Source organism: Mesorhizobium sp. M7A.F.Ca.CA.002.09.1.1, assembly GCF_003998555.1.
Classification (GTDB): domain Bacteria; phylum Pseudomonadota; class Alphaproteobacteria; order Rhizobiales; family Rhizobiaceae; genus Mesorhizobium; species Mesorhizobium ciceri.
This window is the reverse complement of the sequence record NZ_RZRR01001575.1, coordinates 1-495: the sequence shown is the minus strand read 5'-3', so window position 1 is coordinate 495 and position 495 is coordinate 1. Positions and strand designations below refer to the sequence as shown.

Annotated in this window: 1 protein-coding gene; it reads right to left on the bottom strand. The window is 64.4% G+C overall.

The genetic code is table 11. The annotated features are described in order from the left end of the window. Positions 1-53: 53 nt before the first annotated feature. The gene (locus EN994_RS34735; RefSeq protein WP_013531012.1) at positions 54-491 is read right to left on the bottom strand and encodes a helix-turn-helix domain-containing protein; all 438 of its coding nucleotides are present in this window, start codon (positions 489-491) and stop codon (positions 54-56) included. Positions 492-495 lie beyond the last annotated feature (4 nt).

Sequence of the window (495 nt, the reverse complement as noted above, 5' to 3'; positions counted from 1 at the left end):
GGCCAATCCGTTCACGATCGACAATCTGCTGAAGTCGCTGCAGTAGTAGTCGACTACCCACGGTCTCGATCGAGCAGCCGCCGCAGCATCGGTTCGATGCGTGACAGTTCGTCGAGATGCGCCGCCGACAGCTCGGCCAGGCAATCGTCGGCGCGCTCGGTCAGTTGCAGCAGCACGCGGCGATGGTCGTCCTTGTCCTGATCCCTTGTGACCAGCCCTGCCTCGCCGAGACGGTTGACCAGTTCGACGGCGCTGTGGTGGCGAATGCGCAGGCGTTCCGCGAGATCGCCAACCGTCACCGGGCCGCCGCCGGGGAATCCCTTGATCGCCAGCAGCGCCTGATGCTGGCGCGGGGTCAGGCCGGCGTCTTCCGCCTGGACCTGGCTGAATTCGAGGAACCGGCGGATCAGGTAGCGAAACTCCGACAGCCGCTGGTAATCGGCCTGGCTGATGGCGGGACGTTGTTCTCGTGGCTGCGACATATCAGACATGTGT